This is a genomic window from Streptomyces sp. NBC_00209, assembly GCF_045206345.1.
In the GTDB taxonomy this organism is placed as follows: Bacteria; Actinomycetota; Actinomycetes; order Streptomycetales; family Streptomycetaceae; genus Streptomyces.
The window spans coordinates 1,388,866-1,406,714 of record NZ_CP108121.1; the positions used below are offsets into that span (position 1 = coordinate 1,388,866).

At 71.4% G+C, this 17,849-nt stretch carries 18 protein-coding genes; 3 read left to right on the forward strand and 15 right to left on the reverse strand.

Annotated features, from left to right (window positions below):
• Positions 1-37 precede the first annotated feature (37 nt).
• The gene (locus OG867_RS05995; RefSeq protein WP_406283408.1) at positions 38-2,086 is read right to left on the reverse strand and encodes an APC family permease; all 2,049 of its coding nucleotides are present in this window, start codon (positions 2,084-2,086) and stop codon (positions 38-40) included.
• 331 nt (positions 2,087-2,417) lie between these two features.
• Here OG867_RS05995 and OG867_RS06000 point away from each other — a divergent pair, with 331 nt between their 5' ends.
• Positions 2,418-3,086 (forward strand): TrkA family potassium uptake protein, encoded by a 669-nt coding sequence (locus tag OG867_RS06000; protein WP_026242838.1) that lies wholly within the window; start codon positions 2,418-2,420, stop codon positions 3,084-3,086.
• Complete coding sequence (locus OG867_RS06005; RefSeq protein WP_018105403.1) at positions 3,086-3,763, forward strand: TrkA family potassium uptake protein; 678 nt, start codon at positions 3,086-3,088, stop codon at positions 3,761-3,763. Before OG867_RS06000 ends, OG867_RS06005 begins: the two co-directional genes overlap by 1 nt.
• 54 nt (positions 3,764-3,817) lie before the next feature.
• Here the strand turns inward: OG867_RS06005 and OG867_RS06010 are convergent, their stop codons facing one another.
• The 12 genes from OG867_RS06010 to OG867_RS06065 form a co-directional block, all read right to left on the reverse strand.
• Positions 3,818-4,573, reverse strand: a complete 756-nt coding sequence (locus tag OG867_RS06010; protein ID WP_328902808.1) for a DUF3159 domain-containing protein — start codon at positions 4,571-4,573, stop codon at positions 3,818-3,820.
• Positions 4,574-4,576: 3 nt separating this feature from the next.
• Positions 4,577-4,993: an OB-fold nucleic acid binding domain-containing protein gene (locus OG867_RS06015; RefSeq protein WP_328902807.1), complete on the reverse strand. Its 417-nt coding sequence runs from the start codon at positions 4,991-4,993 to the stop codon at positions 4,577-4,579.
• Between the two features lie 87 nt (positions 4,994-5,080).
• On the reverse strand, positions 5,081-5,773 hold the full coding sequence (locus OG867_RS06020) for a response regulator (RefSeq protein ID WP_328904487.1): 693 nt from the start codon (positions 5,771-5,773) through the stop codon (positions 5,081-5,083).
• Positions 5,774-5,826: 53 nt separating this feature from the next.
• Entirely contained in the window at positions 5,827-8,370 is a 2,544-nt protein-coding gene (locus OG867_RS06025) for an ATP-binding protein (protein ID WP_328902806.1), read from the reverse strand.
• A 142-nt stretch (positions 8,371-8,512) separates the two neighbouring features.
• The gene (locus OG867_RS06030) at positions 8,513-9,247 is read right to left on the reverse strand and encodes an ABC transporter ATP-binding protein (protein WP_406283411.1); all 735 of its coding nucleotides are present in this window, start codon (positions 9,245-9,247) and stop codon (positions 8,513-8,515) included.
• A 78-nt stretch (positions 9,248-9,325) separates the two neighbouring features.
• Complete coding sequence (kdpC, locus tag OG867_RS06035; RefSeq protein ID WP_328902804.1) at positions 9,326-9,979, reverse strand: K(+)-transporting ATPase subunit C; 654 nt, start codon at positions 9,977-9,979, stop codon at positions 9,326-9,328.
• Between the two features lie 6 nt (positions 9,980-9,985).
• Positions 9,986-12,040 carry a potassium-transporting ATPase subunit KdpB gene (kdpB, locus tag OG867_RS06040; RefSeq protein WP_406290786.1) on the reverse strand — a complete coding sequence of 685 codons (2,055 nt, stop codon included), beginning with the start codon at positions 12,038-12,040 and terminating at the stop codon, positions 9,986-9,988.
• Between the two features lie 26 nt (positions 12,041-12,066).
• On the reverse strand, positions 12,067-13,731 hold the full coding sequence (kdpA, locus tag OG867_RS06045; RefSeq protein ID WP_406283414.1) for a potassium-transporting ATPase subunit KdpA: 1,665 nt from the start codon (positions 13,729-13,731) through the stop codon (positions 12,067-12,069).
• Between the two features lie 7 nt (positions 13,732-13,738).
• Entirely contained in the window at positions 13,739-13,828 is a 90-nt protein-coding gene (gene kdpF, locus OG867_RS06050) for a K(+)-transporting ATPase subunit F (protein WP_018520580.1), read from the reverse strand.
• A gap of 303 nt (positions 13,829-14,131) precedes the next feature.
• Positions 14,132-14,899 carry a DUF3710 domain-containing protein gene (locus tag OG867_RS06055; protein WP_328902802.1) on the reverse strand — a complete coding sequence of 256 codons (768 nt, stop codon included), beginning with the start codon at positions 14,897-14,899 and terminating at the stop codon, positions 14,132-14,134.
• Position 14,900: 1 nt separating this feature from the next.
• Positions 14,901-15,434 (reverse strand): dUTP diphosphatase, encoded by a 534-nt coding sequence (gene dut / locus OG867_RS06060; protein WP_328902801.1) that lies wholly within the window; start codon positions 15,432-15,434, stop codon positions 14,901-14,903.
• A complete protein-coding gene (locus OG867_RS06065) occupies positions 15,434-16,018 on the reverse strand; it encodes a PaaI family thioesterase (RefSeq protein WP_406283417.1) in 585 nt (194 codons plus the stop codon). Before OG867_RS06065 ends, dut begins: the two co-directional genes overlap by 1 nt.
• Before the next feature lie 57 nt (positions 16,019-16,075).
• On the opposite strand from OG867_RS06065, the gene OG867_RS06070 reads away from it, so the two are divergent.
• Complete coding sequence (locus OG867_RS06070) at positions 16,076-16,534, forward strand: DUF3093 domain-containing protein (protein WP_328902799.1); 459 nt, start codon at positions 16,076-16,078, stop codon at positions 16,532-16,534.
• Between the two features lie 9 nt (positions 16,535-16,543).
• Here the strand turns inward: OG867_RS06070 and OG867_RS06075 are convergent, their stop codons facing one another.
• A complete protein-coding gene (locus tag OG867_RS06075; protein ID WP_328902798.1) occupies positions 16,544-17,488 on the reverse strand; it encodes a hypothetical protein in 945 nt (314 codons plus the stop codon).
• Positions 17,489-17,501: 13 nt separating this feature from the next.
• On the reverse strand, positions 17,502-17,798 hold the full coding sequence (locus tag OG867_RS06080) for a DUF4193 domain-containing protein (protein WP_003965732.1): 297 nt from the start codon (positions 17,796-17,798) through the stop codon (positions 17,502-17,504).
• Between the last annotated feature and the right edge of the window lie 51 nt (positions 17,799-17,849).

Below are 17,849 nucleotides of genomic sequence, written 5' to 3' on the forward strand. Positions count from 1 at the left end.
TCGCCCGGCCGCCGACCACACGCGGCGGTCCCCCGCCTCAGCCCTTCGGCGTCGGTTCCTTCTGCCTGCGCTCCACCGGGCCCCGGCGCACCGAGCCCGGAGCGCTCCAGTCGGCGCGCCTGCGGGCGCGCTTCTTCGCGGCCTCGGAGGATTCCAGCTGGTACGGGACCGAGGTGACCATCACACCGGGCGTGAAGAGCAGCCGGCCCTTGAGCCTCAGGGCGCTCTGGTTGTGCAGCAGGTGCTCGTACCAGTGCCCGACGACGTACTCCGGGATGTAGACGCTCACCACATCGCGCGGGCTCTCCCGGCGCAGGCCCTTGACGTACTCGATGACCGGGCGGGTCACCTCGCGGTACGGGGAGTCGAGGATCTTCAGCGGTACGTTGATGCCGCGCCGCTCCCAGTCCTCCCTGAGGGCCTTCGTCTCGGCCGGGTCCACGCTGATGGAGAGCGCCTCCAGGTGGTCCGTGCGGATCAGCCTCGCGTAGGCGAGGGCGCGCAGGGTGGGGCGGTGGAGCTTGGAGACCAGGACGATCGAGTGGACCCGGGAGGGGCGGATCGACTCGTCCGGGGCGGCCTCGTCGGCGGAGATCTCCTCGGCGACCCGGTCGTAGTGCTTGCGGATCGCGGTCATCGTGCCGAAGAAGATGACCATGCCGAGGAGCGCCACCCAGGCGCCGTGGGTGAACTTCGTGGCGAGGACGACGACGAGCACCAGACCGGTGAAGAAAGCGCCGAAGGTGTTGATCGCCCGGGAGCGGATCATGTGGCGGCGCTTGGCCTGGTCCTTCTCGACGCGCAGGTGGCGGTTCCAGTGCCGGACCATGCCGGTCTGGCTGAGCGTGAAGGAGACGAACACGCCGACGATGTACAGCTGGATGAGCCGGGTCGAGTCGGCCCCGTAGATCACGACCAGCAGGATCGCGGCGCCGGCCAGCAGCACGATGCCGTTGGAGAAGGCGAGCCGGTCGCCACGGGTGTGCAGCTGGCGGGGCAGGTAGCGGTCCTGGGCCAGGATCGAGCCGAGGAGCGGGAAGCCGTTGTACGCGGTGTTCGCGGCCAGGAAGAGGACGAGGGCGGTGGCGGCGGCGAGGATCACGAAGAAGAACGTGCCGTCGCCGAAGACCGCGGCCGCGACCTGCGAGATGACCGGGTCCTGGACGAAGCCCGCGCCGACCGGGCTGCCGTTGCTGATCAGGTCCTTCGCCGGGTTCTCCGCCATCTTGACGTCGGTGGCCATGGCCAGCCCGATGATGCCGCAGAACATGGTGACGGCGAGCAGGCCCATCATCGCGAGCGTGGTCGCGGCGTTCTTGCTCTTCGGCTTGCGGAACGCGGGCACACCGTTGCTGATCGCCTCGACGCCGGTGAGCGCCGCACAGCCGGAGGAGAAGGCGCGCAGCAGCAGGAAGACGAGCGCGAAGCCGGCCAGCCCCTGGTGCTCGGGCCTGATCGTGTACGCGGAGGTCGGGGCGTGCATGGTGTCGCCGAGGACGAGCCCGCGGAAGGCGCCCCAGACGATCATGATGAAGACGCCGGCCACGAAGAGGTACGTGGGGATGGCGAAGAGCTTCCCGGACTCCTTGACGCCGCGCAGGTTCATCACGGTGAGCAGGACGATGGCGGCCACCGCGCACCCCGTCTTGTGCTCGACCACGAAGGGGATCGCGGAGCCCAGGTTCTCCACGCCGGAGGCGATCGACACGGCCACGGTCAGGACGTAGTCGACCAGCAGGGCGCTGGCGACGGTCAGCCCGGCCTTGGGGCCGAGGTTGGTGGTGGCGACCTCGTAGTCGCCGCCGCCGCTCGGGTAGGCGTGGACGTTCTGCCGGTAGGAGGCGACGACCGTGAACATCAGGACCACGACCGCGACCGCGATCCAGGGGCTGAAGTGGTACGCCGACACACCCGCGATGGACAGCACGAGGAGGACTTCTCCGGGTGCGTACGCCACCGAGGACAGCGGGTCGGATGCGAAGACGGGAAGCGCGATGCGCTTGGGGAGGAGCGTCTCCCCCAGCTTGTCGCTGCGCAGGGCCCGTCCGATCAGGATCCGTTTGGGCACGTCGGTCAGTTTGGACACGCAGAGGATCGTAAGGGTTCCGTATGGGGCCCGCCCCCGCTGTAACGGCGTGGCCCGCCAATGTCCTGCACTCGGCCGGAAACGCCACGGAATCCTTAACGCAATCCTTGCGCCACGCCGCCGGAAAGCGCCTTGGGCACGTCGTCTTTGCCACACCCGCGCCGCGATGCGCACACTCGGATGAGGCGACGCGACCGGCGCCGCATAAGCTCGTCACCGGGCGACGGGACACACCGTTGCCCCGTTGTTTGCCCGGCCAGCCGAGGAAAGAGTGTGAGCAGGGTGTTTTCGCAGGTCAGCCGGACGACCAGGACTGCGAGGTAGGCGCAAGGTGCACATCGTCATCATGGGCTGCGGGCGAGTGGGAGCCGCTCTCGCGCAGACCCTGGAGCAGCAGGGGCACACGGTCGCCGTCATCGACCAGGACCCCACGGCGTTCCGGCGCCTCGGCTCCGGGTTCGGCGGCCGTCGCGTCACCGGGGTCGGTTTCGACCAGGACACGCTGCGCGAGGCGGGGATCGAGGAGGCCGGCGCGTTCGCGGCGGTGAGCTCCGGCGACAATTCCAACATCATCGCGGCCCGGGTGGCGCGCGAGATGTTCGGCATCGAGAACGTCGCGGCCCGGATCTACGACCCCCGGCGCGCCGAGGTGTACCAGCGCCTGGGTATCCCGACGGTCGCGACCGTGCGCTGGACGGCGGACCAGATGCTGCGCCGGCTGCTGCCTTCGGGCGCGGAGCCGCTGTGGCGCGATCCGAGCGGCGGGGTGCAGCTCGCGGAGGTGCACACCACGCCGTCCTGGATCGGCCACAAGATCAGTACGCTCCAGGAGGAGACGGGCGTGCGCGTCGCGTTCCTCACCCGGTTGGGCGAGGCCATACTGCCGTCGTCGCAGACGGTGCTCCAGGAGGGCGACCTCGTCCACGTGATGATGCGTACGGACGAGATCGCGAAGGTCGAGGCGGCCTTCGCCGAGGGCCCCGAGGAGGGCGGTCACTGATGCGTGTCGCGATTGCCGGGGCCGGTGCGGTGGGGCGTTCCATCGCGGGCGAGCTGCTGGAGAACGGGCACGAGGTGCTGCTCGTGGACAAGGCGCCGACCGCCATCTCGGTGGAGCGGGTGCCGATGGCCGAGTGGCTGCTCGCGGACGCCTGCGAGATCACGTCGCTGGACGAGGCGGCGCTCCAGCGCTGCAACGTCGTGATCGCGGCGACGGGCGACGACAAGGTGAACCTGGTCGTCTCGCTGCTGGCGAAGACCGAGTACGGCGTGCCGAGGGTCGTCGCCCGGGTGAACAACCCGAAGAACGAGTGGCTGTTCAACGAGTCGTGGGGCGTCGATGTGGCGGTGTCCACGCCGCGTCTGATGTCGGCGCTGGTCGAGGAGGCGGTGAGCGTCGGCGATCTGGTCCGGCTGCTGCGCTTCAGCCACGGCGACGCGAACCTGGTGGAGCTGACGCTGCCGCCGGAGTCGGCGCTGGCGGGGACGCAGGTCGGGGAGGTCGCCTGGCCGGAGGACACCTCGCTGGTGACGATCATCCGGGGTCAGCGGGTGCTGACCCCGAGCCCGGAGGAGAGCCTGGAGGCCGGTGACGAGCTGCTGTTCGTGGCCGCGCAGGCGCGCGAGGAGCAGCTGGAGGACCTGCTGTCGGTGCGCCGGGGCGACTCGGAGGCGTAAGGCGTACGAGAGGGGCCCCGTCACCGGCTGGTGACGGGGCCCCTCTCGTACGCCTCAGAACTCCTGGCCCCCGGCCGCTTCGGCGGCGGCCGCCTTGCGGGCCTTCTCGGCTTCCTCCTCCGCCTCCATCTCGGCGAAGACGTCGATCGGCGGCGGTGCCTTGGCGAGGAAGACCCAGGTCAGGTAGACCGCCAGCAGGAACGGCGGGATCTTCAGCGCGACCAGCACCCAGCCGAGCTGGGCGGTGTCGGCCCACCAGTACAGCGGGAAGAGGATCGCGCACTTGGCGAGCAGGATCAGCCCCCAGGCGTAGCTGGCCTTGGTGTACGCCTTCTTGCGGCCGGGGTTACGGGTGCGCCAGGAGAGGTTCTCCTTGAACACCGGGCCCAGGATCAGGCCGATCAGCGGCAGGCCGGCGACAGCGGTGACCAGATAGGCGAGGGCGAGGCCCAGGGTGTAGAGCATGCCCGGGAGGTAGAAGTCCTTGGCGTTGCCCGTCATCTTGGCGAAGACCACGCCGAAGGCCACACCGAAGACGCCGCTGAAGGCGTGCTTGACGGTGTCCTTGCGGATCAGCCGGACGACCACGAGCGCCAGCGACACCGCCAGGGCCGCGATGGCCGAGTAGGTGAGGTTCTTGTTGATGGTGAAGATCGTGACGAAGAGCAGCCCGGGCAGGACCGTCTCCACCATGCCCCTCACGCCGCCGAAGGCTTCGAAGAGCGCGGCCTCGGTGACCGCCCTGCTGTCGGCCTCCTGCTGGTCGGTGGTGCGGTCCGTGTCGGACGTCGGCTTGTCGAGAGACGTCACCGGCTACTCCTTGCCGAGCGGTCGGAGTTCGTATGTGGGGTTGAACAGCACCCGGCGGCCGTGGCTCATGGCGATCCGGCCGGAGACGATGAGCTTGCGGCCCGGTTCTATGCCCTGGATGGAGCGGCGGCCGAGCCAGACCACGTCGAGCGGTGCCGTGCCGTCGAAGAGCTCCGCCTCCAGGGCGGGCACTCCGGCGCGCGGCCGCAGGGTGACCGTCCGCAAGGTACCAGTGACCTTCACGATCTGGCGGTCGGTGCATTCGGAGATCCGGGTGCACCCCGATGCCTGCGAGTCCTCCTCCAGCTCCTCGCACTCCAGGTCCTCCTGGGAGCTGGAAAGCCGGTCGAGCATGCGCCGGAAGCGCCCGGACGGCCGGTCGCCCCTGGGGAGTTTCTCGGATCGAGGAACAGCACTCATACCCGAAGGGTACCGGTCCTGCGAGGTCATGGCGGGTGGCCGCCGTCTCACCCGTACGGAGGACACGTGCGCGCCCGTCAGCCGGTTTCAGGCGCGCTCGAAGCGGTAACCCATGCCGGGTTCGGTGACGAAGTGGCGGGGGTGGGAGGGGTCGGCCTCCAGCTTCCGCCTGAGCTGGGCCATGTAGACGCGCAGGTAGTTGGTCTCGGTGCCGTACGAGGGCCCCCAGACCTCCTGGAGCAGCTGGCGCTGGCTGACGAGCCGGCCGCCGTTGCGGACCAGGACCTCCAGCAGGTGCCATTCGGTGGGCGTGAGCCGTACGTCGCGGCCGTCGCGGTGGACCTTCTTCGCGGCGAGGTCGACGGTGAAGCCCTCGGTCTCCACGACGACGACCTGGTCGCCCCCGTCCTGGCCGACCGGCTCGGCCCGGCGCACCGCGGCCCGCAGCCGGGCCAGCAGCTCGTCCATGCCGAAGGGCTTGGTCACGTAGTCGTCGGCCCCCGCGTCCAGCGCCTCGACCTTCTCGTCGGAGGTGTGGCGGGCCGAGAGGACCAGGATCGGGACCCGGGTCCAGCCGCGCAGGCCCCGGATCACGTCGACGCCGTCCATGTCGGGCAGCCCGAGGTCGAGGACGACGACGTCCGGGTGGCGGGTGGCGGCGAGCTGGAGGGCCGTGGCCCCGTCGGGCGCGGCGTCCACCTCGTACGTGCGCGCCTTCAGGTTGATCACGAGGGCGCGTACGATCTGCGGCTCGTCGTCGACCACAAGCACCCGGGTCATCTGGGTCCTGCCTTTCTGCTGGGCGTACGTCGGTGCGGGGAGGTCCGGGCGGTTCACGAGGTGATCCGTGCGGGAAGGCCGGGAGCGGCCGGGGCGTGGCCGGGGGCCGCCTTGAGGGTCAGGACCATGGTGAGGCCGCCGCCGGGGGTGTCCTCGGCGTCGAGCGTGCCGCCCATGGACTCGGCGAAGCCCCGGGCCACCGCGAGGCCGAGGCCGACCCCGGCGCCGCGCGGGGCGTCCCCGTAACGCTGGAAGGGCTCGAAGATGCGCTCCTTGCCCTCGTCCGGGACGCCCCGGCCGCGGTCGGTCACCCGGAGTTCGACGCGGGCGCCGAGCGCGCTGGCCGCCACGGTGACGCGGTCGCCGTCGGGGCTGTACTTCACGGCGTTCTCCACGATGTTGGCGACGGCCCGCTCCAGGAGGCCGGGGTCGACGGCGACCATGGGCAGCGTCTCGGGTATGTCCAGGTCGACGCTGTCCTCGGGGACGCCGCCCAGCGCCATGGGCACCACCTCGTCCAGGTCGATCTCGCGGATGAGCGGGGTGACGGTGCCGGTCTGGAGGCGGGACATGTCCAGGAGGTTGCCGACGAGGTGGTCGAGGCGGTCGGCGCCGGCCTCGATGCCCTCCAGGAGTTCCGCCTCGTCGTCGTCGGACCAGGCGACGTCGTCCGAGCGCAGCGAGGAGACGGCGGCCTTGATCGCGGCGAGCGGGGTGCGCAGGTCGTGGCTGACGGCCGCCAGGAGCGCGGTCCTGATGCGGTTGCCCTCGGCGAGTCTGCGGGCCTCCTCGGCCTCGCCCACCAGGCGCTGGCGGTCCAGGACGACGGCGGCCTGGGCGGCGAAGGCGCCGAGCACCCGGCGGTCCTCGGCGGGCAGCACCCGGCCGGTGAGGGCCAGGGCCATGTGGTCCCCGACGGGCATGTCCACGTCGGCGTCCTCGGGCCGGGCGGCCGGGGCCGGGCCGACGCTGCCGGCGCAGGTCCAGGGGTCGACGTCGCTGCGCCGTTCCAGCAGGGCGACGGAGCCCATGCCGAAGGTCTCCCGGACCCGGTCCAGGAGGGCGGCGAGCGTGGTCTCGCCGCGCAGCACGCTGCCGGCCAGGAACGACAGGATCTCGGACTCCGCGCGCAGCCGGGCGGCCTGGTGGGTGCGGCGGGCCGCGAGGTCCACGACGGACGCCACCGCGACGGCCACCGCGAAGAAGATCACGATGGCGACGAAGTTCTCCGGGTCCTGGACGGTGAGCGTGTGGGTGGGCGGCGTGAACCAGTAGTTCAGGAGCAGGGAGCCCGCGGCGGCGGCGGCGAGGGCGGGCAGCAGTCCGCCGATCAGGGCGGCGGCGACGGTCATGAAGAGGAAGAGCAGGACGTCGTTGGCGAGCCCGGGGCCGGATTCCAGGGCCTTGAGGAGCACCGCGAGGAGGACCGGGCCGCCGACGCCGACCGCCCAGCCCCAGATGATGCGGGCCCGGCCGAGGCGGGCGCCCCGGGCGATGGGCAGGCCGCGGCCCTTGGCGACCTCGTCGTGGGTGACGATGTGGACGTCGAGGTCGGTGCCGGACTCGCGGGCGACGGTGGCGCCGACGCCGGGTCCGTAGATGTACTGCCAGGTCTTGCGGCGGCTGGAGCCCAGGACGATCTGGGTGGCGTTGACGCCCCGGGCGAACTCCAGGAGCGCCGAGGGTATGTCGTCGCCGATGACGTGGTGGAAGGTGCCGCCCAGGTCCTCCACGAGGGTGCGCTGGACGGCCAGCTCCTTGGGCGAGGCGGAGGTCAGCCCGTCGCTGCGGGCGATGTAGACGGCCAGGATCTCGCTGCCGGAGCCCTTGGCCGCCATCCGGGCGGCGCGGCGGATGAGGGTGCGGCCCTCGGGGCCTCCGGTGAGGCCGACGACGATGCGTTCGCGGGCCTGCCAGGTGGTGCGGATGTTGTGCTCGCCCCGGTACTGCTGGAGGTATTCGTCCACCCGGTCGGCGACCCAGAGGAGGGCCAGTTCGCGCAGGGCGGTGAGGTTGCCGGGGCGGAAGTAGTTGGAGAGGGAGGCGTCGATCCGGTCGGGCTTGTAGATGTTGCCGTGGGCCATGCGGCGGCGCAGGGCCTGAGGCGACATGTCGACCAGTTCGAGCTGGTCGGCCCGGCGGACGACCTCGTCGGGCACGGTCTCGCGCTGGCGGACACCGGTTATGGACTCGACCACGTCACCGAGGGATTCCAGGTGCTGGATGTTGACGGTCGAGACGACGTCGATGCCGGCCTGGAGCAGTTCCTCGACGTCCTGCCAGCGCTTGGCGTTGCGGGAGCCCGGCACGTTGGTGTGGGCCAGCTCGTCCACCAGGGCGACGGCCGGGGCACGCTCCAGGACGGCGTCGATGTCCATCTCGGTGAAGACGGCCGAGCGGTGCTCGATCTCGCGGCGCGGGACCACTTCGAGGCCGTGCAGCAGGGTCTCGGTGCGCGGGCGGTCGTGGTGCTCCACGAAGCCGACGACGCAGTCGGTGCCGCGTTCGACGCGCCGGTGCGCCTCGGCGAGCATCGCGTACGTCTTGCCGACGCCGGGTGCCGCACCGAGGTAGATCCGAAGTTTGCCGCGCGCCATGGCCCCATTGTCTTCCGGAACAGGCGGCTGCCGCCGTGGCAGCCATGGTTCGAAAGTACCTGGTGAATTTCCGGCATATCGGACGGGGGTGGGGAAGCGACGGGATTTGACGCAACCCTGATACCGCTCCGCCGGCCGCCGGTCAGTGCTCGACGATGTGGCCGTCGCCGAGTTCGAGGACCCGGTCGGCGAGGCCGAGGAGCTGGGGGTCGTGGGTGGCGACGAGTGCGGTGACGCCCTCGCTGTGCACGACGGCGCGCAGCAGCTCCATCACCGCGAGGCCGGTCTCGGCATCGAGCTGCCCGGTCGGCTCGTCGGCGATCAGCAGGGCGGGCCGGTTGGCGAGCGCGCGGGCGATGGCCACGCGCTGCTGTTGGCCGCCGGAGAGCTCGCCGGGGCGCTGGGCGGCGTGGTCGGCGAGGCCGACGAGGGAGAGCAGCAGCGACACCCGCTCCTCGCGCTCCTTGGGGTCGGCCTTGCGCAGCCGCAGGGGCACGCCCACGTTCTCGGTGGCGGTGAGGATCGGGATCAGGCCGAACGACTGGAAGATGAAGCCGATCCGGTCCCGGCGCAGCTCCAGGAGCCCGTTCTCGCCGAGCGAGGAGAGGTCGGTGCCGTCGACGGTGATCCGGCCGCCGTCCGGGGTGTCGAGGCCGCCGACGAGGTTGAGCAGGGTCGTCTTGCCGGAGCCGGAGCGTCCCTTGAGGGCGACGAGCTCGCCGCGCGGCACCTCGAAGGAGACGCCGCGCAGCGCGTGCACCGCTCCCGCGCCGGAGCCGTAGGAGCGGTGCAGGTCCTCGACGCGGACCATGGGGGCGTCGGCGACGGCCGTGCCGGGGCCCCCGCCGGTGCTGGTGTCGGCGGTGTTCTCGGTCATGGCGTTCCCCCGTGGGTCCTCGGTCCTGTCGGCCGCCAGTATGTGCAGGTGGCACGGGACCGGGCAATGCCCCTCCCGTCAGCGCTCCGCGGTCACCAGCTGCCGCAGCGCGATGTTGAGCCGGAGGACGTTGACGCGCGGTTCCCCGATGAAGCCGAGTGCACGGCCTTCGGTGTGCCGCTCCACCAGCGCGGCGACCTGTCCGGCGTCCAGGTGGTTGCGTGCGGCGACACGGCGGACCTGGAGGTCCGCGTACGCGGGTGAGATGTCCGGGTCGAGTCCGGAGCCGGACGAGGTGACCGCGTCGGGCGGCACCGCGGCGGGGTCCACCGGATGCCCGGGGACGGAGTTGTCCCGGACGACGGCCGCCCTGGCGTCGGTGACCCGGTGGATGAGCTCGGGGTTGTCGCCGGCGAGGTTGGACGCGCCGGACACGAGCAGTGCGTACTGGGTGTTGAGGCTGTTGGTGCCGAGCCCTTCGGAGGGGCGCGGCTGGAACCACCGCAGGTCCGGGGCGCCCCCCGGCAGGTCGTAGCGCTGCCCGATGAGGGAGGAGCCGACGGCCTGGCCGCTCCCGGTGACTTCGGAGCCGTTGGCCCGTCCGGGCATCAGCAGCTGGGCGGCGCCGGTGACCGCGAAGGGGTAGAGGACGCCGCAGACCAGGGTGAGGACGAGCAGGGCGCGCAGGGCGGCCCAGAGGCGGCGGACGGGGTTGCGTACGGATGCGTTCATGGCGGGTCAGCCGATTCCGGGGACGAGGGAGAGGAGCAGGTCGATGAGCTTGATGCCGGCGAAGGGGGCGATCAGGCCGCCGATGCCGTAGACGGCGAGGTTGCGCCGGAGCATGGACGCGGCGCCGCCGGGCCGGTAGCGGACGCCCCTGAGGGCGAGCGGGACGAGCGCGACGATGATCAGCGCGTTGAAGATCACGGCGGAGAGGATCGCGGTGCGCGGCGAGGACAGGTCCATGATGTTGAGCCGGTCCAGGCCCGGGTAGAGCGCGGCGAACATCGCGGGGATGATCGCGAAGTACTTCGCCACGTCGTTGGCCAGCGAGAACGTGGTGAGCGCCCCGCGCGTGATCAGCAGCTGCTTGCCGATCTCCACGATCTCGATGAGCTTGGTCGGGTCGGAGTCCAGGTCGACCATGTTCCCGGCCTCCTTGGCGGCCGAGGTCCCGGTGTTCATGGCGACGCCGACGTCGGCCTGGGCGAGCGCCGGGGCGTCGTTGGTGCCGTCACCGGTCATCGCGACGAGCCCGCCGCCGGCCTGCTCGCGCTTGATGAGGGCCATCTTGTCCTCGGGCGTGGCCTCGGCGAGGAAGTCGTCCACCCCGGCCTCCTCGGCGATGGACTTCGCGGTCAGCGGGTTGTCGCCGGTGATCATGACGGTACGGATGCCCATGCGGCGCAGTTCGGCGAATCGTTCCGGCATGCCCTCCTTGACGACGTCCTTGAGGTGGACGACGCCCAGGACCCGCGCCCCGTGCGCGTCCTCCACGGCCACCAGGAGCGGGGTGCCGCCCGCTGCGGCGATGCGGTCGGTGAGGGTCCGCGCCTCGTCGGAGACGCCGCCGCCGCGCTCCTCGACCCAGGCGACGACGGCCCCGGCGGCGCCCTTGCGGACCTGGCGCCCGTCCACGTCCACGCCCGACATGCGAGTGCGGGCGGTGAAGGCGACCCAGGTGGCTCCGGACAGCTCGCCCGCGTGGCGTTCGCGCAGCCCGTACCGCTCCTTGGCGAGGACGACCACGGACCGCCCCTCGGGCGTCTCGTCGGCCAGCGAGGCGAGCTGGGCGGCGTCCGCGAGTTCCGCGCCGGTGACCCCGGCGACGGGCAGCAGGTCGGTGGCACGGCGGTTGCCGAGGGTGATGGTGCCGGTCTTGTCGAGCAGCAGCGTCGAGACGTCCCCGGCCGCCTCCACGGCGCGCCCGGACATCGCGAGCACGTTGCGCCGCACGAGCCGGTCCATGCCCGCGATGCCGATGGCGGAGAGCAGGGCGCCGATGGTGGTCGGGATGAGGCAGACCAGGAGCGCGGTGAGCACGATCATGGACTGCGCGTCACCCGCGTACACGGCGAAGGGCTGGAGGGTGACGACGGCGAGCAGGAAGACGATCGTGAGGGACGCCAGGAGGATGTTCAGGGCGATCTCGTTGGGCGTCTTCTGCCGGGCGGCGCCCTCGACCAGGGCGATCATCCGGTCGATGAACGTCTCGCCGGGCTTGGTGGTGATCCGGATGACGATCCGGTCGGAGAGCACCTTCGTACCGCCGGTGACGGCGCTGCGGTCGCCGCCGGACTCGCGGATGACCGGGGCGGACTCGCCGGTGACGGCGGACTCGTCCACGCCGGCCACGCCCTCCACGACGTCCCCGTCGCCGGGGACGATGTCGCCCGCCTCGCAGACGACCAGGTCGCCGACGCGGAGGTCGGTGCCCGCGACGCGCTCCTCGCGGCCGCCGGTGAGGCGGCGGGCGACGGTGTCCGTCTTCGCCCGGCGCAGGGTGTCCGCCTGGGCCTTGCCGCGGCCCTCGGCGACCGCCTCCGCGAGGTTGGCGAAGACCGTCGTGAGCCAGAGCCAGCCGGTGATCGCCCAGCCGAACCAGTCGCCGGGGTCCAGCGCGGCGAGGACGGTGGTGAAGACGGACCCCACGAGGACCACGAACATGACCGGTGAGTCGGCCATCGCCCGGGGGTGGAGCTTGCGCAGTGCTTCGGGCAGCGCGGCGAGCAGCGTCCTGGGATCGGACAGCGCGGCGCCGGCACGTCCCTGCCGCACGGATGCGGTCATCGGGCTCTCCTGCTTCGTACGAGTGGTCATGACGCCAGCCCTTCGGCCAGCGGGCCCAGGGCGAGGGCCGGGAAGTAGGTCAGGCCGGCGACGACCACGACGACCGCGGCCAGCAGTCCGCTGAACAGCGGGGTGTGGGTGGGGAGGGTGCCCGAGGTGGCCGGGACGGGGCGCTGCTCGGCGAGTGAGCCGGCGAGGGCCAGGACGAACACCATGGGCAGGAACCGGCCCAGCAGCATCGCGAGCCCGATCGTGGTGTTGAACCACGGGGTGTCCGCAGCGAGCCCGGCGAACGCCGAGCCGTTGTTGTTGGCGCCGGAGGTGTAGGCGTACAGGATCTCGGAGAAGCCGTGCGCCCCCTGGTTGGCCACCGAGTGGGGCGGGGTGGGCAGCGCGACGGCGACGGCGGTGAAGCCGAGCACCAGGGCCGGGGTGATCAGGAGGTAGCAGGCGGCGAGCTTGATCTCGCGGGTGCCGATCTTCTTGCCGAGGTATTCGGGCGTGCGGCCGACCATCAGTCCGGCGACGAACACCGCGATGAGCGCCATGATCAGCATGCCGTAGAGGCCGGAACCGACGCCTCCGGGAGCGATCTCGCCCAGTTGCATGCCGAGCAGCGTGATGCCGCCGCCGAGGCCGGTGAACGAGGAGTGGAAGGAGTTCACCGCGCCGGTCGACGTGAGGGTGGTGGCCACGGAGAACAGGGCGGAGCCGCCGACTCCGAAACGGGTCTCCTTGCCCTCGGTCGCCCCGCCCGCGAGCTCGAAGGCGGCGCCTTGGTGGGCGTACTCGGTCCACATCATCAGCGCGGAGAACCCGAGCCAGAAGACGAGCATCGTGGCGAGGAGCGCGTACCCCTGCCGGACCGAGCCGACCATGCGGCCGAAAGTGCGGGTCAGGGCGAACGGGATGACGAGGATCAGGAAGATCTCGAAGAGGTTGGACAGGCCGCTGGGGTTCTCGAAGGGGTGCGCGGAGTTGGCGTTGAAGTAGCCGCCGCCGTTGGTACCCAGCTCCTTGATGGCCTCCTGGGAGGCGACCGCGCCGCCGTTCCACTGCTGCGCACCGCCAGTGAACTGCCCGGTCTCGTGGATGCCGGAGAAGTTCTGGATCGCCCCGCAGGCGACGAGGACGAGTGCGCCGACGACCGCGACCGGCAGCAGGACGCGTACGGTGCCGCGCACCAGGTCGGTCCAGAAGTTGCCGAGTTCACCGGTGCGGAAGGCGGCGAACCCTCGTACGAGGGCCACCGCGACGGCCATGCCGACGGCGGCGGAGACGAAGTTCTGCACGGCGAGGCCGCCCGTCTGCACGACGTGGCCCATGGCCTGCTCGCCGGCGTACGACTGCCAGTTGGTGTTGGCGACGAACGAGGCGGCCGTGTTGAACGCCTGGTCCGGGCTGATCGAGGAGAAGCCGAGCGAACCGGGCAGAGCGCCCTGGAGCCGTTGCAGCAGGTAGAGGAAGACGACGCTCACGGCGGAGAAGGCGAGGACACCGCGCAGATAGGCGGCCCGGCGCATCTGCGTGTCGGGGGCGACGCCTATCGCCCGGTAGATCCACTTCTCGGCGCGCAGATGGCGGGGCGAGGTGTAGACGCGGGCCATGTGGTCGCCGAGCGGTCGGTACGCCAGCCCCAGCGCGACGACGAGCGCGAGGAGCTGGAGCACGGCGGAGAGGACGGGACTCATGTCGGGCTCAGAACCTCTCCGGGAAGAGGAGGGCCAGGACGAGATAACCCAGCAGGGCGGCGGCCACGACGAGGCCGGCCACGTTGTCCGCGGTCACAGCTTCGCCACCCCCTTGGCGACGAGTGCCACCAGCGCGAAGACCGCGATCGTGGTGACGACGAAGGCCGCATCGGCCATCGGATGCTCCTGAATGAGGTGTCGATGAATCGGACCCCTTGAGCAAACCGCCCGCCGGCACCGCCGTGACCTGCGTTGATGCCTCTCTTACGGAAGTGGGCCCGGCCTTGACGACGCCTGTACGCCGCCGATACGCGTCCCGTACGCGCCGGCGCACGCAAAAGCCGGTGGGCCGCACCCCGGGAAGGGGTACGGCCCACCGGCCGGTGTCCGCGGGTGCGGGTCAGCGCACCTCGGTGATCTCGGGACCTCGCTGGAGGCCCGCCATGCCACCGGAGAACTTCGAGCCCTCCTGGTCCTCCTGCTGTACGCCCTCGGGAACCATCTGGGCGTCGTTGGGGAGCTTGAGGACGATCGGGTCGCGCGGGGCCATCGGGCCCTCGCCGCGGACGACCACGGTGTCCCGGAAGACCGACTCCAGGAGCCCGGCGGCCTCCGGCTGCACAGCGCCCTGGCCGGAGATCACACCGCGCAGGAACCAGCGCGGGCCGTCGACCCCGATGAAGCGCACCAGCTGCACGCCGTTCGCCCCGTCGGGAAGCTGTACGGGGACCTGAGCGCGCAGCTCCCAGCCCAGCGGGCCCTCGACCTCGTCGATGACGCCGCCCTGCTGGGTGATGCCCGAGGCGATCTCCTCGCGGACCTCGCCCCAGATGCCCTCCTTCTTGGGGGCGGCGAAAGCCTGGAGCTGGACCGCGCTGTCGCGCATCACGACGGTGGCGGCGACGATCGCGTCACCGGCGACCTCCACACGCAGCTCCATGCCCTCGACACCGGGCACGAAGATGCCGCCCAGGTCGACCCGGCCGTCGCCGGGCTGGGACACCTCGCTGATGTCCCACGGACCGTCCGGGCGCGGCGCCGGCGGAAGGTTCGTCGTCCGGCGGGTCTCGCCCTCGGCGTCATCCTGCTCGTCGACGACCTGCTCGGCCTCGCGCGCCTCGTCCGCCGTGTCATCGGCGGCATCACTGTTCTTGCGACGTCCGAACACGTCACTGTCCTTCCCGGTCGGATTCGACCGAAGCGTAGCTGTTCCCGCCCTGGGGAACCCCGCCCCGGACGCCATCAACATCAACGGCGGCATGGCCGCCGGTGGACCCGAAGCCCCCCTCGGCCCGCGCCGAGCCGGGAAGCTCCGACACCTCGTGGAAGCGCACCTTCTCGACCTGCTGCACGACCAGTTGGGCAATCCGGTCGAACCGCTCGAACCGCACGGCCTCGCGCGGGTCGAGATTGACGACGATCACTTTGATCTCTCCACGGTACCCGGCATCGACCGTCCCCGGGGCATTCACCAGGGCGACTCCGCAGCGGGCGGCGAGACCGGATCGCGGGTGCACGAACGCGGCGTACCCGTCGGGCAGGGCGATCGAAACCCCGGTGGGCAGTACGGCCCGCTCCCCCGGTGCCAGCTCGGCGGCCTCGGTCGTCACGAGGTCCGCGCCGGCGTCGCCGGGGTGCCCGTAGGCCGGAAGCGGAACGTCCGGGTCGACCCGGCGGATCAGGACGTCGACGGGGTGGCGCATCACGGGTTCACCTCGAAGGCGCGGGCGCGCCTGACCTGGTCGGGGTCGGCCATGGCCGCCTGGATCTCGGCCGGCCGGCCGTTCTCGATGAAGTGGTCGACCTTGACCTCGATGAACAGGGCATCGGCACGCACCGCGACCGGCCCGTCCGGGCCGCCGATCCGGCCGATGGCCCGGGAGTAGATCTTCCGGCCGTGCACGGCGGTGACCTCGGCGTCGAGGAACAGCACGGTGTCGACGGGGACGGGCCGCACGAAGTCGGTCTCCAGCCGTCCGGTGACCGCGATGACCCGCAGCAGCCAGTTCAGCGAGCCGAGCGTCTCGTCCAGCGCCGTGGCCAGCACCCCGCCGTGCGCCAGGCCCGGGGCGCCCTGGTGGGCGGCCTTCACCGTGAACTCGGCGGTCACCCGGACCCCCTCGCCGGCCCGCGCCTGGAGGTGCAGCCCGTGGGGCTGGCCGGAGCCGCAGCCGAAGCAGTGCTCGTAGTGCGCGCCGAGGAGCTCGCCGGGGGCCGGGGCTTCGGGGTGCCGGACCGGTTTCACCGCGCCGGCCGGGGGCGTCAGAGCCGCAGATGTTCCACTCACAGGCGCAGACCTTACCCGCGCGGGTACCCGCCGGTCGCGCCGTGCCAAGCTGGAGCCATGCAGCCTTCGACCCCGCCCTACGACGAACGCCTCACCGCTCCCCGTTCGTGGTGGCTGATCGCCGTCCTGATCGGCATCGCGTGCGCGCTGATGCTGCTGCCGCTGGGCACCCTGCCGCTCCTCGCCGGCCTGGCCGGCGGCACGGTCCTGTCCGCCGTCGCGGTCAGCTCGTACGGCTCCGCCCGCATCCGGGTGGTGGCGGGGGCACTGGTCGCCGGGGACGCGCGGATTCCGGTCTCGGCGCTCGGCGAGGCCGAGGTGCTGGACGCCGAGGAGGCGCGCGCCTGGCGCACGCACAAGGCGGACGTCCGGGCCTTCATGCTGCTGCGCAGCTACATCCCGACGGCGGTCCGGGTGGAGGTCACCGACCCGGAGGACCCGACCCCGTACGTCTATCTGTCGACGCGCGACCCGCAGGCCCTGGTGGCGGCGCTGACCGCGGCGGTCCGGGCCTAGGGACCCCGCCTAGGGACCCTCAGGTCTCAGCGGGGGCTGCTCCGGGAGGCGGTCCCAGGGGATCTGCTTCTCGCGCAGGTCCTTCCTGACCCGTTCGGCGAGCTTTCTGGTGTCGCGCCGGTTCATGGACGCGCCGACCGCGGCACCGACCATGAACGGGATCAGGCTCGGCAGGTTGCGCACGGTGCGCTTCATGATCTGGCGGCGCAGCTCGCGCTTCATCCGGCCGCTCAGCGCCGCGTCGACCGTGGCGGGGCGGGTGATCTCGATACCGCGCTCCTCGGTCCAGGCGGTGAGGTAGGCGGTGGAGCGCCGGCCGATGCCGCCCGGGGGACGGCGTCCGTAGACCTCGTGCAGCTCGGCGACGAGCTTCATCTCTATGGCGGCGACGCCGGTGACCTCCGTGGCCAGCTCGGCGAGCATCGCGGGCGGCACGGGCATCATGGCCGCCGCGCCGATTCCGGCGCCGACGGTGGCGGTCGCGCGGCTCGCGCCCACGATGAGCCGGTCCGCGATCTCCTCCGGCCCGAGGCCGGGGAAGTGCTTGCGCAGGGTGGCGAGGTCGCGCACAGGGACGCGGGGAGCGATGTGGATGATCAGGTCCGCGATGTGACCGATCGCTTCCTTGGCGCTCTCCCCGCCCTTGCGTACACCCCGTTTCACTGAACTCAGACGGCCTGCCCCGGTCGCGGGCTCCGTCCTGCCGACCTCTCCGGCCCCATCGGCCGTGTCGACTCCGGCAGCCTCACGGGCTGCGCGTACCGCTACTTCGGCTGCTTCGAGCGAGGCCGCCTGCAGGCCCCGCTCGTCGTCCTGTCCGTCCGGCGAAGGTGGCAGGGCGGACCGCTCGGCAGACGCTTCTGCGCCTTCTGCCGGGCCTGTACCGCCCTGGTGCGCCTCCGGTGGCCTTCTACCCCAGGGGCGCCGCTTGCGGAACGGTGTGTCCCCTGCCACGGCCGACCGGATCTCAGTCGCAGTCGCGGCAGATCGGCTGGCCGTTCTTCTCGCGGGCCAGCTGACTGCGGTGGTGCACGAGGAAGCAGCTCATGCAGGTGAACTCGTCGGCCTGCTTGGGCAGGACCCTTACGGCCAGCTCCTCGTTGGACAGGTCTGCGCCGGGCAGCTCAAGGCCCTCGGCCGCGTCGAACTCGTCGACGTCGACGGCGGATGCCGTCTTGTCGCTCCGGCGCGCCTTCAGCTCTTCAAGGCTGTCCTGATCGACGTCGTCGTCGGTCTTGCGTGGGGTGTCGTAATCCGTTGCCATGTCGCTCTCCCCCTCTGGGTGTCTGCGGTGTCTCAAGCGCTCGTAACGCGT